Genomic DNA, 13223 nt, shown 5'->3' with positions numbered 1-13223 from the left:
GACGGGACAGTGTCAGGCACGGATGATCGCCTCCTCGGCGGGGTCGGCGGCGGTCTGCTCGGATTCGCCGCCCGCGCCGCGGGAACGGGCGGCGATGCGGGGGTCGAGCAGCGGATACAGCAGGTCGACCGCGAGATTCACGCTGACGAACACCACCGCGGTGAGCAGCACGATGCCCTGCACCACCGGGATGTCCTGCGCCAGCACCGCGGTCTGGGTCAGCCGCCCCACGCCTTGGCGGGCGAAGACCGTTTCCACCACCACCGATCCGGCGAGCATGTTGCCGACCAGGACCCCCGCGATGGTGAACGAGGGCACACTGGCCGGGCGCAGCACGTGCGTGCGCCGCACCCACCAGCGCGATCCGCCCTTGGCCAGGGCCACGTCGACGAACGGCTGACGCCAGGTCGCCTCCAGCCCGGCGGTGAGCACCTGCGCGATGACCGCGCCGATCGGCAGCGCCAGGGTGAGCGCGGGCAGCACCGTCCCCGCGAATCCGTGCCCGCCGAACGCGGGCGCCAGCCGCAACTGGAACGAGAACACTTGCAGCAGGAGCAGCCCGGTCCAGAAGGTCGGCACCGAAACGCCGAGGGAGGGCAGCGCGGCCAAAGCGTTGCGCAACCACGGCCGCCGGGTCTGGGTGGCCGCGAACGCCAGCGCGACGCCGCCGATGATCGCGAAGAGCAGGGCCCCTCCGGTCAATTCGAGCGTGGCGGGCAGCGCGTCACCGATCGCGCCGGTGACCGGCTGACCCGTCGAGATGGAGTGTCCGAGATCGCCGCGGACGGCGTGCCCGAGCGCGGTCCAGTATTGCTCCCACAGCGGCCGGTCCAGCCCGTAGCGGGCTTGCAGCTCGGCGATGGCCGCTTTGTCCACCGGTGTTCCCGCGCCGCCGCCGTCGGCCGCGATCGAGACCGGGTCCGCGGGCAGCAGGTAGAGCACTATGAACGACAGCGTGAACGCCGCCCACAGCACCCAGATCGCCTGCGACGCCCGCAAGGCCAGGTAGCGCGCCATGACTATCGCCCGCTCAGCCAGGTGTCGAAGAACTGCAATCGCGCGGAGGCTTCGAACTTCAGATCCCGCGTGTTCCCGCCCGCTCCGATCGCCTGGGACAGCTCGACGGTCGGGATGAACAACCCCGCGTCGAGTACCTGCTCCTGTGCGGTGCGGATGAGGCTGTTGCGCGTCGCGGGGTCCACCGTGCTCAGCTGTCCGCCCAACGCGTCCTCCAGTGCCGGGATGGGGCCGCGCGCGTTGAGATTGCGTCCGTCGAGACCGAAGGAGGTGCGCAGGATGTCGCCGTCGGCGCGGGTGGTGTTGAAGTAGGCGGTGTCGAAGTCTTTGCTGTTCTGCCGCGCCGTGGTCTCCGCCACCGACACCAGGTCCAGCTTCAGCTCGACGCCGACCTGCCGCAGCTGCTGCTGCACCAGTTCCAGGATCGCCTGGTTGCCCGCGAACACCTGGCTGAACAGCACCGAGAACGACAAGCGCGCGCCGTCCTTGGTCCGGATGCCGTCCGCGGCGGGCGCCCATCCGGCCTGGTCCAGGATGGTGCGCGCCTTCGCCGGGTCGTAGGCCAGGCGTGCGGAGAGGTCGGTGTAGCCGGGCGTGCTGCTGGCCAGGGTGCTCGTGGCGGGCTTGAACTGCGGGCCGAGCACCGTGTCCACCAATTGCCCGCGGTCGATCGCGGGCAGCAGTGCCTGGCGCACCGCGGCATCGCGCAGCGGTCCGCGGGTGACGTTGGGCTGCAGGCCGAACGGCACCCCCGGATTGGCGGTGCTGAGCACCCGCCCGCCCGCCGCCTCGATCTGCGGGGCGTCCTGCGGCAGCGCGTCGCTGATCGCGTCCAGTTGCCCCGACGCGAGACTGCCGGTGCGCACGCCGGATTCGGGCACCACGGTGAACTCGATCTTGTCCAGGTAGGCCTCGCCGCGGTGCGCGAACACCGCCGACCCCCAGTGGTAGCCGGTGCGCTTGGCCAGCGTCACCGCCGCGTCCTGGCGGTAGGCCGCGTAGGTGAACGGCCCGCTGCCGACGTTGTCGCCGAGGCAGCGCTGCTCGGCGGGCTTCGCCGTGGTCACGTCGGCCAGGATGCCGAGCTGCGCGGTCGAGGACGCCTGCAGGAACTGCGCGTTGGGCTTGCTGAACTCCACCCGGACGGTGAGCCGGTCGACGGCGGTGGTGCCGACGTAGTTGGTGAGGTAACTGCTGCCCAGCGGCGCCTTGCCCGAGCCGAGCCGCACGATCGAATCGAACGTGTTGCGCACCGAGTCCGCGGTCAGTGGTGTGCCGTCGCTGAAGGTGACGCCGTCGGTCAGGTGGAAGGTGAAGACCTTCGCGTCGGGGCTCGACTCCCAGCTGTGCGCCAGCCACGGCTTCAGCTCGCCCGTGGCCGGGTCCTGGTCGGTCAGCGAATCCACGATCTGCCGGGCCACGTACAGCGTTTGGTTGGTGCCTGCTTGGGCCGGGTCCGAGCAGGTCGGCGCCTGGGACAGGCCGTAGCGCAGGGTGCCGCCCGGCCGGGGCGGGCCTGCGTCGCCGCCGGGTGCGGCCGAATCACTGCCGCAGGCGGCCACGGTGGCGGCCGCGGCGAGCGCGCCGGCCAGCGCGAGGATTCGGTGACGGGTTCGGATCACGAGGCGACTCCAGATACTTCGGTGCGGGCGAGTTGCTCGCCCTGGCGGGGAAAGGCGTCGGCGGCACCGGTCGCCGCCGGTCGGCGGGGCACGGCTCGGTGGTGCCGGGTCATCGGCTCACCGCTTCTTCGGCAGGCCGGGCGGATTGATCCGCGATTGCGTCACCGCCTCGCTCTGCAAGCCCCAGCGGTCGATCACCTGCTGGTAGAGGCCGTGCTCGATGGCGTGGGCCAGCGCGCGCTGCACGGCGGTGACCAGCCCGTTGTCCTTTTTGGTGAGCACCGCGATCTCGCCTTGCAGCGCCTCGCCCGCACCGGAGAAGGTGCCGACGATCCTGGTCTGCTTCGCGGTGGCGGCGTGGTAGATCGCGGTCGGGTTGGGGCCGAGGTAACCGTCCAGCCGCTGCGAGGCCAGCGCCAAGTAGTAATCGGTGACCTGCTGGAAGTAGGCGATGTCGATCGGGGGCAGCCCTTCGGCCCGGTTCTGCTCGTTCCACTTGACCAGCAGCTGCTCCTGGTTGGTTCCGCTGCCGACGCCGATCCGCTTGCCCGCCAAGCTCGTACGATCCTTGTACTCGAGCTTGCTCTGGATCGGCACCTCCAGCGCGACGTTGTCCTTGCGGTAGGTCGCGAAGTCGTACTTCTCCTTGCGCTCCTCGGTGACGGTGACGTTGGAGATGAACGCGTCCACCTCACCCGAGTCCACCCGCACGAAGTTCTGCGACCAATCCGCCACCTGCGCATCGAGTTTCAGCCCGAGGATGTCGGCGATCAGCGAGGCGAAGTCGACCTCGGAGCCGACCACCGTCTTGTCGTCGGTGGCGTAGAACCGCAGCGGCGGCGCGGCGCCGGACGCGCCGGTCACGATCAGCGTGCCGCGATCGCGGATCGCCTGCGGCACCTCGGCGGCGATGGCATCGACCTCGGCGGCCCGGACGCGACCGGACTGGGCGGGGGAGAGGTCGAAGGTGGTCGAACCGGCGGGTTGCGCGGCGTGGTCCGCCTCGGGTTCGGTGCAGCCGGTGGCCAGCAGCACTACCGCGGTCGCGGCAGCGGTGACCAGGGCGGAAAGCTTCATCGGATACCTGTTCGTCAACGGACTCGGGAAAGGAAGGCGCGGGTGCGCGGGTGTTCGGGGTGGTCGAGGACGACCGAGGGCGGGCCCTGCTCGACGATGACGCCCTCGTCCAGGAACACCACGGTGTCGGCGACCTCGCGGGCGAAACCGATCTCGTGGGTGACGATCACCAGCGCGGTGCCGCCGTGCGCGAGATCGCGGATCACGTCGAGCACCTCGCCGACCAGTTCCGGGTCCAGCGCGGAGGTGGGCTCGTCGAACAGGATCACGCGGGGCCGCAGCGCCAGCGCGCGGGCGATCGCCACACGCTGCTGCTGCCCGCCCGACAGCCTGCGCGGATACGCGCCCGCCAGCTGTCCGATGCCGACGCGCTCCAGCAGCGCGTGCGCTTCACGCTCCACCTCGGCTCGCTCGCGCCGCTGCGCGGAAAGCGGTGCGAGCGTGACGTTGTCGAGCACGGTGAGGTGGGGAAAGAGGTTGAACTGCTGGAACACGAAGCCGATCCGGGAGCGCTGTCTGCGCACCTCGCGGTCGGGCAGCGCGTGCAGCCGGTCGCGGCGCAGCCGGTAGCCGATCAGTTCGCCGTCGATGTGCACGGTGCCCGCGTCCAGCGACTCCAGATGGTTCACCACGCGCAGCAGGGTCGACTTGCCCGACCCGGACGGACCGATGACGGTGACCACCTCACCGGAGCGCACGGTGAGATCGATGCCGCGCAGCACCTGGTGAGCGCCATAGGATTTCCGGACGCCGCGGACCTGCACGGCGGGCGCGGTACTCATCGGGTCGCTCCGCGCGGCGCGGCGGGACCGGCCTCGGCGACCTCGCGCAGCTTCTGCCACGCGCGGTGCAGCGGCGTCGGCGGCGGCGTGCGCTGCGCGCCCTTGGCGTAGTGGCGTTCGATGTAGTACTGCGCCACCGAGAGCACGGTGGTGAGCACGATGTACCAGACCGTCGCGACCATCAGCAGCGGCACCACCCGTCCGTTGCGGCCGTAGATCACCTGCACCTGGTAGAACAGCTCGGCGATCGCCATCACCGAGACGATCGAGGTGCCCTTGAACAGGCTGATCACCTCGTTGCTCGCGTTCGGCAGGATCGAGCGCATCGCCTGCGGGGCCACTACCGTGCGGAACTGCCGCAGCCGTGGAATCCCGAGTGCCGCGGCGGCTTCCAGCTGCCCGGCGTCCACCGAGATGAACCCGGCCCGGATGATCTCGGCCGAATACGCCGCCTGGTGCAGCGCCAAGCCGATCACAGCGGCGGTGAATCCGCTGATCACCCCGTTCACCTCGAAGGTGAACAGCGCGGGCCCGAAGGGGATGCCGATCGAGAGGGTCTGGTAGAGGTAGGCGATGTTGAACCAGAACAGCAGTTGCACGATCAGCGGGATCGACCGGAACGCCCAGATGTAGATCCACGAGATCACCCGCAGCACCGGGTTGCCCGACAGCCGCGCCACCGCGAGGGCGGTGCCGAGCAGGAAGCCCAGCGCCGTTCCCCAGACGGTCAGCTCCAAGGTGACCCGCAACGCCGTCAGCACCGATCTCGCCGTGATGTACTGCGCGAAGGTCGGCCAGTCCCACCCGGGATTGGTGGCCAGCCCGTGCGCGAACTGGGCGAGCAGGATCAGCGCGACGGCACTGACCACCCAACGCCAGGGGTGCCGGGTCTTGGCCACGGTGGGCGTCGTAGTCGCATCGGTGGTGGCCGCGGCGGGGACGGGCGTGCCCGCCGGGTCCGGTTCACCCTGCGCGGCCGCCGTAGGCACGGCGTCGGGAGCGGTGGACGCGCTCATGCCCGCACCTCGCCGGGGTCCGGCCGCGGCGCGACCGCGAACGCGGCTGTCCGGGAGGGGTCCTCGATCACTTCGGTTCCTCCATCGGTCCCGGCGGAAGCACCCGCACCCGGTGACCGGGGGGTTGCTGCGACGTCGACGAGCCAGGTCTCTCGGTCGCTCTGGATGGTTGGCGCCGACCCGTCGTCAACCGATGTCAGGGTCGAGCCGAATCATGATGCCCAGCAAGCGAAGCCGGGAACAAGGGAAGTAATCACCGTGAGCGTAGCTCTTGTCCTACGCGGATTCATCGGATCTTTGTAATAGCCAGGTGTGCGCTGCTCGACCGAGGGCGATACGAGCCCATCGGTCGGCGCCGACGAGCGGCCTGCGCCGAATGCCTGCGGCCCGATGCAGCATACGGCTGTCGCTCGCAGTGGAGGGCGCGGGTCGGCCGATCGTGCTGTCCATTCCCGGCGAACCGGACTCGCCACCGAATTGCTGTTCACAATCCATGCTGATGGACGCGTTTGCCGGAGTACTGTGCCCCTCGATCTGTCCCGCCGATGAGGAGGTTTCGTGATCACCATGCGCCGTTTGACCCAGTTGTCCGCTGTCGTGTCCGGCTCGATCGCTCTCGTGCTCGCCGGGCCGGGCGCCGCGCTCGCGGACCCGGATGCCACGCTTCCCGCGTTCTCCGGCCACTCCGTGCCGATCGCCGCACCCGGCGACCTGTTCGGCGCTTACCAAACCGCGCTCGACGCGCTGCGCACGCTCGGTATCGAGCCGTTCATGTACCCGACCGCGTCCGCGTTCTGCCTCGACAACACCACGGCGGGCCTGGCGCCCGCCGTGGCAGGCGCCATTCCGGGGCCGTGGCCCAAGCGCACCGTGCAGCTCCCCGGCCAGGACCTCAGCGCCGTCAAGGCCGGGCAGACCATGTTCACCTTCGTGCCCTACGGCCTTGGCCCGGACGGCCCGAACACCGCGGGCATGCAGGTCGCCTGGCTCAACTTGAACACCGGCCGCGGCGGCACCGCCGCCATGGGGCCGCTGTCGGAGGTCGCCCGCGGAATGATCCCCGCGGCCGTACCCGCTGACCTGCGGGCTTCGGCCGAGCAAGCGATTCGGGACTTCCTCTTCGCGGCCCTGCCGATGGGTGGGGTGCGCGCGGTACCGGTGGACACCGGGAAGGGCACCGTGCTCGCCGCGGTGTTCGGCACGGTCCAGAACGGTGCCAAGTCCTGCTTCTTCTTACCGACGGTGGGAATCACCGCGGTGCCATGAGAACTCGGCCGCCGCGGCGCGGGCCGCTCAGTCGAGCGAGCGACCTTTCCAGCGCGCCGTGCCGCGGCGGCGGGCCCGGTGTGCCCGCGCCCACAGCAGCAAATACGCGGCTACCGACACCGGATGGGCGAAGGCGGCCAGTACATCGGAGCGCCGCAGCGGACCGCCGGTCTCGGTGGAGCGGGCCAGCAGCCGTCCGCCGACGGCGGCGAGCCAGCCGAGCAGGCCCGTTCGCCGGACCGCGCCCCGGCCGAGCACGGCGGCCGCGGGCGGCACCCAGTAGGCCAGGGCGGCAACGAGTCCCACCGCGGCTCCACCCGCGATCGTGCCGTCGTAGGCCGACCAGAGCCAGCGGGTATAGCCCGCCTCCAGCTCGGCGGCGCGGCGATACATTCTGGTGCGAGCCAGCGGTCCGGCGGCCACGAGAAGGGTGGGGCGTCCCGCTCGCCGCAGCGTACGGGCGATGTCGAGGTCCTCGGTGACGCTCCCGGCCACGGCCGCGTGGCCACCCACCGCGCGGTAGGCGGCATTGTCGAACACGAGGAACTGGCCGCAGGCCACCGCCGTGGACGGCCGCAGGCTCCGGTCGGCCACCGCGACCGGCAACGTCGCGGCCCACGACCAGCACAGCAGCGGCTGCACCACGGCCTCCGCCACCGAACCGGCCACTTGCAGCGGCCAGGGGGAGACCAGCGCGGCTCCCCGTCTGCGCAGCGCGCCGACCGCCGCGGCCAGCGCCGCAGGGGCCAGCCGCACGTCGGCGTCCACGAAGATCAGCACCGGCGCGGTCACGTCCTCGGCCAGCCGGACACAAGCGGCGGCCTTTCCGGTCCAGCCGGGCGGCGGACCGGACTCGGTGCGCAGCAGGGTGAAACGGGGATCGTCCTCGATCGCCGCGCGGGCGGCGGCGCCGGTGCCGTCGGTGGACGCGTCGTCGAGGATGCGCACCGCCAGGCGCGGCACGCCCACCTGGGCGCGTAGGTCGCCGATCAGATCGGGTAGCCGCTCGGCCTCGTCGCGGGCCGGGACGCAGACGGTGACCGGTTCGATCACCGTGGTCGGGGTGTCGGTCAGCCGCCGCAGGGTGATCCGGTTGTACAGCGCGATGCCCGCGCCGAGCACGGACAGCGCGGTAGCGCAGGCAGGCAGGATCGAGGTCGCGCGCAACGTCTTCGGCAGGTCGGCACTCACCATGTGGCCACGCTATCCCGGCCCACCGACCCGCCGCTCAGCGATTCTGCGTCACCGAACGCCACCAGCGGCTCAGGGAGAAGCCGACTTCCGGCGCTCCGGGCGGGGCGGGGTTGCGGTCCATGTACGCCAGCGCGGCGACGATGGCGGCCACCGCGAGCGTGATGCCGCCCGCGATGCCGGCCCAGCCCGCGAACGAGCGGGTGTTCGGGTCGGCGTAGCTCACCTCGGCGCTCGGCCTGGAGACCTCGCCGGGCGGCAGCCTCCAGGAGACGACGTTGTCGCCGTCGCGGCTGCCGTTGGTCTTGGCGACCCGGGCCGGGAAGGCGATGGTGAACTGCACGTCGGAGCCGTGCGGCGGAACGGATTTGAGGTCGACGCGCCCGCTCATCTTGACCAGGTCGCCGGTGCGCTGGAACTGCAGCTGGAACATGCCCTGGGTCTGCTCGGACAGCTGCCCGAGCTGTTGCACTTCACCGAAGGACAGATCCTCGAAGAACACCTGACTGCCGGTGTATCCGTCCTGGACGTACGGCTCCACCCGCACCTTCGCGGCCAGCGTCTCCGGCGCCTTCAGCTGCGGGCCCTTGTCGCCGGGGTCGGCGGGCACCACGGCGGCCACCAGCCGCCCGGACACCCGGTCGTTGGACGAGACTCCCATCGAGACCTGAACCCGCAGGCAGCTCGCGAGCATCGGCACCAGCATCGCCGCGAGCAGAACGGCCGCCGCGACACGCACGCCGCGGCGTCGGGCCCGCCGCTGCGGCAGGCGCGGGGCATCGGGCATCGTGGTGACGGGACTCGGCTGCACGGGTGACATCGTGCCAGGCCGCCCGCCCGGAATGAAACGCACCAGTCGCGACGCGCGTCGGCAAACCCTGCCGGACCGGCCGCACCGGATCAGCGGCGCGCGCGAGCCCCTGCGACCAGCAAAGGAACCCCGAGCACGGCCATACCGGCGAAGCCGTAACCGGCGGACGGCAGAAGACCGAGGAATACCGCGTGGGCCAGCGCCGACCCCAGCCAGGTCCACAGGAACAAGGTCACCGGGACCACGCGTGCCCGCGCGCGGCCGTCTCCGGGCGTCCGCACCGGATCCGGCGCCGCCTGCTCCCAAGCCGCCAGCAATCCACCCATCACGAGCGCGACGCCGAACCAGCCCAGGTAGTTGGTCACCGGAATCCAGTCGAGTCCGGGCAGTCCGGAGTCGGTGTCACACCAGGTCCACTGCCCGTCGGCCACCATCTGCGGATCGAGGAACAGGTCCCAGCCCACTGCGCAGGCCGCGGTCGCCGCGATCCGCGTGAGCGTTTGCCGCCACAAGATCCCGGACACCACCCATACCGGGTAGATACCGCCGGTCCAGGCCAGCGGCACGAGCAACGGCACCGTGAGCAGGGCGGGACCGAGCCGGCCGGTGGCGTATTCGTAGCAGCCGAACGGCACTCCCGTCGCGGTGCCGATCACCTCGGCGGTGAGCCCGAGGCCGGAGACGATGACCAGGAAGCCGATGGCGTAGCGCGGTCCCCTGGTGGCGGTGGCGTGTGCCAGCACGGCACCCGCGGACAGCAGCACGATCGCGACGGTGATCCGGTCGCGTGCGCCACCGCTGGTCAGCGGATAGCCGATCTGCGCGACGATCGTGGCGGCGACGAAGACGAGGGGCAGGAGGAAGCGTGCCGAGCGATACCAGGGCGCCGGGCTCGCGGAGTGTTCCCGCGCCGTCGCGGTCTTTCCCGACCCCTGCGGCGGCTCGGGCGAGTCCGTCATCGTCGCAGCCACCGGGGTAGCCTGCGCCGGTTCAGGTCGCGCAGCGCGAGTGCGGCGGCGGTGCGGCCGCTCGCGCCGGAGACACCGCCCCCGGGGTGGGTGGACGCGCCCGTCAGATACAGCCCCGGCGCGCCGGGCACCCGTTGCCCCGCGAGTTCCGGCAGTGGCCGCCACAGCATCATCTGGTCCAGCGACATCTCCACGTGCATGACGTTGCCGCCGACGAGCCCGAGTTCGCGTTCCAGGTCCACCGGCGTCTGCACGTGCGTGCGCAGCACCGTCTCCGCGAAACCGGGTGCGTAGGAATCGACCTCGGCGACGATCCGGTCGCCTTCCTGCTGGGCGAGACGGGCCCAGTCGGCACCGGAGGCCAGGCGGTACGGGTGCCACTGCGCCCACAGCGACAACTGATGCTCACCGGGCGGGGTGATGCTCGGGTCCAGGGCGCTGAAACTCATCGCCAGCACCACCGGCCGCGGCGGTAGGTCACCCGCCAGCGCCGCGCCGTGCGCACGGCGCAACTGCGCGCGGTCGGACACCAGGAATTGCAGCCCGTGGGCGGAGTGATCGGTCGGGCTGCCGGGATACCCGGGCAGCGCCGAGGTGGCGGCCCGCACCACCATCCCGATCCCGGGGCCGACGCGGATGCGCCGCCGCCAGTCGTCGAGCACCGTGCCGTCGAATCCGCCCGAGCGGAGCAGTTCCAGCGTGGTCAGCACATGGCTGCCCGCGATCACGGTGTCCGCGCGCAGCTCCCGGCCCGACGCGGTGCGCACCCGCCAGCGATCCCCGTCACGGCGCAGGGCCGCCACCGCGTCGCCCGCGGTCACCACCCCGCCGTCCGAACGCAGCCGCGCCACCAGCGCCGTGGTCAGCGCTCCGCTGCCGCCGACCGCCCGTCCCGGCGGCAAGATGTGCATGAGCGCGGCGAAGCCCACCATCGGCGCCGTGCCCGGCTCCGACATCGGCGGCCCGGACTGCGCACCGAACCACGCCAGCGACGCCTTGAGGCGTTCGTCCTCGAAGAAAGCGTCCAGCAGCGCGTCTCCGGATTGCAGGAACTCCCGCGACAGGGCGCTGCCGCCGTCTTTCGCCTCCAGTCCCCAGAACGACCGCACCAGCCTGCCCGGCGTCGGTCCGCCACCGAAGGCGCGCATCACACGGGCGCTGCGCGGACCCCACACCTGGACGAACCGGCGATAGGCCGCCGCGTCCGTCCGGCCGCAGGCCGCCGCGATCGACGCACAGGTCGATTCCAGGTCGCGGTGGAACACGATGGCGGGGCGGCCCGCGTGCGCGGGCGTGAAACCCCATGGATCGCAGTCGATATATCGCAGCCCGAAGCGGTCGAGCTCGAGTTCCTCGACGATGCCGGTGTGGCGGATCATGATGTGCGCCGACGAGCCGCGATCGACCCGGTGGCCGGGGAACCGTTCGACCGTCGACACCGCGCCGCCGAGGACCTCGTCGCGTTCGAGCACCTCGACCGCGTGTCCGGCGCGGGCGAGATAGCAGGCGGCGACCAAGGCGTTGTGGCCCGAGCCGACGACGGCGACCGTCACGTGACCCTCACAGCGGCAGCCGCCTGCCGAGGATCGCGAACGGACGATTGTCGCCCGCGAACACGAAATTGCGGACCACGTCGGTGAATCCCTGCCTGCGGTACAACCGCCAGGCGCGGTTGTCCTCCCCGGTGACCTCGGGCGTCGACAGCAGCACGGCGCGTTCGGTGCGGTCGCGCAGCAGCCGTTCCAGCAGCGTGGCGCCGATGCCGCGGCCCTGCGCGGTCGGATGCACATGCAGCTCGGTGAGCTCGAAGTAGTCCGAGAGCAATTCCCGCGTGGAGTGTTCCGGCCAGCCCGAGCGCCGCATCCCGCTGTGTACCTGCTGGTGCCACCACTGGTGGGCGGCGCCGCGATAGCCGTAGGCGATCGCCACGATCGGCGCGCGGCGCAGATCGATCCGGCCGGAGTCGTCGGGCAGTACCGCGGCCACCGCCTGCCAGCCGGGCCGGGTGGTGTGCTCGGTCCACATCGGCGCGCGATGGTTCTCGGTCCCGCGCGGATAGTCCATGGCGGCCACGTAGACCGCCAGCGCGTCGTGCAGCCGGGAGCGCAGAGCCGCCACCGAGAGATCGATGACGGCGGGTGCGGGAGTGTGATTGGGCTTGACGGCGGTCATGGCTCTCGTCGGTCGCGCGGACGCGGAAGTTTGTCGGTGGGCGTCTCTATATTGAAGCTCAATTCAAACGTTCGAATACCTGTTCGGTCCGAGCGGTGCTGGAAAGCGGTGGGGGACGCCGCCTCCAGCGCGGATACGGGCCAAGGTACGCGATGGTGGAGGGACGGCGATGTCTGGTCGAGTGGAAAATCCGGGTCGGCCCGGCCGGGCCGGCAAGCTGCTGGAGCGCGCGGACGGGCTGCTCATGCAGGCGGCGGGGGAGCGCGATCCGCGGGAGCGATTCCGCACCGCCTACCTGGCGGCCCTGCGCGGCGCGGGCGCGGTGATCGCGCTCACGGGCGCCGACGCCGCACCCCGGGCGCGCTCGCGCAACGCGTGGGTGCTGATGCAGCGCGCCGCGCCCGAGTTCGTGATGTGGGCGGACTACTTCAGCGCGCGCTCGGAGATCCGGGCGGCCTTGGAAGCGGGGCTGGACCGCCAGGTCGACGAGCACGAGGCCGACGAGTTCTCTTCGCGCGTGGCGGCATTCCTGCACGACGTGGAAGATCTCCTCGCGGCGTCGGCTCGGTTGCGGCCCGCCCCGGGGTTGACCGGCGGTATGTCCGCTTAGCGCGGAGTGAAGACGGACTACGTCCGACTGAGCCATTAGGTGGTCTCGCCCTGATCGAACTCGTATCATTGGTGACAGATGGCCGCCAAGGTCGGCTATCTGTCGCCTACCCGGAGGCGACAGCCACGTCCTAGTGCCGGGGGAGGTACCGTGCCACTCTCCGAGCACGAGCAGCGCATGCTCGAACAGATCGAGAGCGCTCTCTATGCTGAGGATCCCAAGTTCGCCTCGTCCGTCCGCGGCGGACGGCTTCGTTCGACCTCGAGTCGTCGCAGACTCCAGGCCGCGGCGTTGTTCGTCCTCGGCCTCTTCCTTCTAGTCGCGGGCATCGCCGCGCCCGTGAAGCCCGGCGGCTTCCCGATCATCAGCCTGATCGGGTTCATCGTGATGTTCGGTGCCGGCGTGCTCCTGCTGCTCGGCACCTCCAAGAGCGTTGCCAAGAACGACCGCTCCGGCGGCGAAGCCTCCTCCGGCGGCGCGGGCGGCCGTGGGCGCCAGCGCAAGTCGGGCGGGTTCTCCGAGCGTATGGAGGATCGCTTCCGGCGACGGTTCGAGCAGGAGTAGCTCGCCCGTAGCCTGACAACTTCAGCACCACCGGCGACGCCGCACCGCAACGGTGCGGCGTCGCCGGTTCGTGTGCGCGGCCGATCGCACCCCGGTTGATCTTCGGGCGGTGCTTTCCCCCTTCCCC

The 13223-nt window shown here is 71.0% G+C and carries 13 protein-coding genes and 1 riboswitch; of the genes, 3 read left to right on the top strand and 10 right to left on the bottom strand.

Going from position 1 to position 13223, the window contains the following annotated elements:
* Positions 1-12 precede the first annotated feature (12 nt).
* The 5 genes from HOV91_RS30855 to HOV91_RS30835 form a co-directional block, all read right to left on the bottom strand.
* Positions 13-1017 (bottom strand): ABC transporter permease, encoded by a 1005-nt coding sequence (locus HOV91_RS30855; RefSeq protein WP_174188832.1) that lies wholly within the window; start codon positions 1015-1017, stop codon positions 13-15.
* Between the two features lie 2 nt (positions 1018-1019).
* The gene (locus tag HOV91_RS30850; protein WP_174188831.1) at positions 1020-2639 is read right to left on the bottom strand and encodes an ABC transporter substrate-binding protein; all 1620 of its coding nucleotides are present in this window, start codon (positions 2637-2639) and stop codon (positions 1020-1022) included.
* Between the two features lie 117 nt (positions 2640-2756).
* Positions 2757-3716 carry an ABC transporter substrate-binding protein gene (locus tag HOV91_RS30845; RefSeq protein ID WP_174188830.1) on the bottom strand — a complete coding sequence of 320 codons (960 nt, stop codon included), beginning with the start codon at positions 3714-3716 and terminating at the stop codon, positions 2757-2759.
* Positions 3717-3730: 14 nt separating this feature from the next.
* Positions 3731-4498: an amino acid ABC transporter ATP-binding protein gene (locus tag HOV91_RS30840; RefSeq protein ID WP_174188829.1), complete on the bottom strand. Its 768-nt coding sequence runs from the start codon at positions 4496-4498 to the stop codon at positions 3731-3733.
* On the bottom strand, positions 4495-5514 hold the full coding sequence (locus HOV91_RS30835) for an amino acid ABC transporter permease (RefSeq protein ID WP_174188828.1): 1020 nt from the start codon (positions 5512-5514) through the stop codon (positions 4495-4497). The genes HOV91_RS30840 and HOV91_RS30835 overlap by 4 nt, the downstream gene beginning before the upstream one ends.
* Before the next feature lie 78 nt (positions 5515-5592).
* Positions 5593-5686, bottom strand: a riboswitch (SAM riboswitch).
* A gap of 395 nt (positions 5687-6081) precedes the next feature.
* Here HOV91_RS30835 and HOV91_RS30830 point away from each other — a divergent pair.
* Entirely contained in the window at positions 6082-6780 is a 699-nt protein-coding gene (locus HOV91_RS30830; protein WP_174188847.1) for a hypothetical protein, read from the top strand.
* Between the two features lie 27 nt (positions 6781-6807).
* On the opposite strand, the gene HOV91_RS30825 is transcribed toward HOV91_RS30830, so the two are convergent.
* From HOV91_RS30825 to HOV91_RS30805, 5 genes are all read right to left on the bottom strand, one after another.
* Complete coding sequence (locus HOV91_RS30825) at positions 6808-7974, bottom strand: glycosyltransferase family 2 protein (protein ID WP_174188827.1); 1167 nt, start codon at positions 7972-7974, stop codon at positions 6808-6810.
* A gap of 34 nt (positions 7975-8008) precedes the next feature.
* Positions 8009-8758 (bottom strand): LppM family (lipo)protein, encoded by a 750-nt coding sequence (locus HOV91_RS30820; RefSeq protein WP_174188846.1) that lies wholly within the window; start codon positions 8756-8758, stop codon positions 8009-8011.
* A 113-nt stretch (positions 8759-8871) separates the two neighbouring features.
* Positions 8872-9753, bottom strand: coding sequence for a carotenoid biosynthesis protein (locus HOV91_RS30815; protein WP_312884824.1), 882 nt, complete (start codon positions 9751-9753; stop codon positions 8872-8874).
* Positions 9738-11303: a phytoene desaturase family protein gene (locus HOV91_RS30810; RefSeq protein WP_174188826.1), complete on the bottom strand. Its 1566-nt coding sequence runs from the start codon at positions 11301-11303 to the stop codon at positions 9738-9740. The genes HOV91_RS30815 and HOV91_RS30810 overlap by 16 nt, the downstream gene beginning before the upstream one ends.
* 7 nt (positions 11304-11310) lie before the next feature.
* Positions 11311-11922: a GNAT family N-acetyltransferase gene (locus tag HOV91_RS30805; protein WP_174188825.1), complete on the bottom strand. Its 612-nt coding sequence runs from the start codon at positions 11920-11922 to the stop codon at positions 11311-11313.
* A 169-nt stretch (positions 11923-12091) separates the two neighbouring features.
* Here HOV91_RS30805 and HOV91_RS30800 point away from each other — a divergent pair, with 169 nt between their 5' ends.
* Both HOV91_RS30800 and HOV91_RS30795 read left to right on the top strand, forming a co-directional pair.
* On the top strand, positions 12092-12532 hold the full coding sequence (locus tag HOV91_RS30800) for an SAV_6107 family HEPN domain-containing protein (protein WP_174188824.1): 441 nt from the start codon (positions 12092-12094) through the stop codon (positions 12530-12532).
* Positions 12533-12682: 150 nt separating this feature from the next.
* Positions 12683-13096 (top strand): SCO2097 family morphological protein, encoded by a 414-nt coding sequence (locus tag HOV91_RS30795; protein ID WP_174188823.1) that lies wholly within the window; start codon positions 12683-12685, stop codon positions 13094-13096.
* Positions 13097-13223: the final 127 nt, after the last annotated feature.

It is taken from the genome of Nocardia barduliensis (genome assembly GCF_013315795.1).
Taxonomy (GTDB): Bacteria; Actinomycetota; Actinomycetes; order Mycobacteriales; family Mycobacteriaceae; genus Nocardia; species Nocardia barduliensis.
The sequence above is the reverse complement of the archived record's forward strand: the minus strand, read 5'-3'. Positions and strand labels throughout refer to the sequence as shown.

What these genes read in the sequence shown, in the direction of transcription:
- HOV91_RS30855 (WP_174188832.1), bottom strand. Translation starts at nt 1,017, where the DNA reads ATGGCGCGCTACCTGGCCTTGCGGGCGTCGCAGGCGATCTGGGTGCTG.
- HOV91_RS30845 (WP_174188830.1), bottom strand. Translation starts at nt 3,716, where the DNA reads ATGAAGCTTTCCGCCCTGGTCACCGCTGCCGCGACCGCGGTAGTGCTG.
- HOV91_RS30840 (WP_174188829.1), bottom strand. Translation starts at nt 4,498, where the DNA reads ATGAGTACCGCGCCCGCCGTGCAGGTCCGCGGCGTCCGGAAATCCTAT.
- HOV91_RS30835 (WP_174188828.1), bottom strand. Translation starts at nt 5,514, where the DNA reads ATGAGCGCGTCCACCGCTCCCGACGCCGTGCCTACGGCGGCCGCGCAG.
- HOV91_RS30830 (WP_174188847.1), top strand. Translation starts at nt 6,082, where the DNA reads ATGCGCCGTTTGACCCAGTTGTCCGCTGTCGTGTCCGGCTCGATCGCT.
- HOV91_RS30825 (WP_174188827.1), bottom strand. Translation starts at nt 7,974, where the DNA reads ATGGTGAGTGCCGACCTGCCGAAGACGTTGCGCGCGACCTCGATCCTG.
- HOV91_RS30820 (WP_174188846.1), bottom strand. Translation starts at nt 8,758, where the DNA reads ATGCCCGATGCCCCGCGCCTGCCGCAGCGGCGGGCCCGACGCCGCGGC.
- HOV91_RS30805 (WP_174188825.1), bottom strand. Translation starts at nt 11,922, where the DNA reads ATGACCGCCGTCAAGCCCAATCACACTCCCGCACCCGCCGTCATCGAT.
- HOV91_RS30800 (WP_174188824.1), top strand. Translation starts at nt 12,092, where the DNA reads ATGTCTGGTCGAGTGGAAAATCCGGGTCGGCCCGGCCGGGCCGGCAAG.